Consider the following 231-nt stretch of genomic DNA (forward strand, 5'->3'; position numbering starts at 1 on the left):
TCCGTTCTGGGAAGACCGATTATATTCCGATCATGACCATGAAGTCGTGTTCCGAATCGGCGATGTGACGTTTCGCGGCGCAAATCCGTGCCAGCGTTGTATCGTCCCAGTCCGTGACCCCCATACCGGCGAAGAGTATCCAGAGTTTCAGCGGATCTTCATCGAGAATCGTAAACGGACACTTCCAGAGTGGGCGGACCGCGCACGATTTGATCACTACTTCTGTTTGAT

Annotated in this window: 1 pseudogene; it reads left to right on the plus strand. The window is 52.8% G+C overall.

Going from position 1 to position 231, the window contains the following annotated elements:
* Nucleotides 1-231, plus strand: a pseudogene (locus EXE42_RS20975) (MOSC domain-containing protein); the annotation flags it as partial.

The organism is Halorubrum sp. SP3, from assembly GCF_005435195.1.
GTDB lineage: Archaea > Halobacteriota > Halobacteria > Halobacteriales > Haloferacaceae > Halorubrum > Halorubrum sodomense.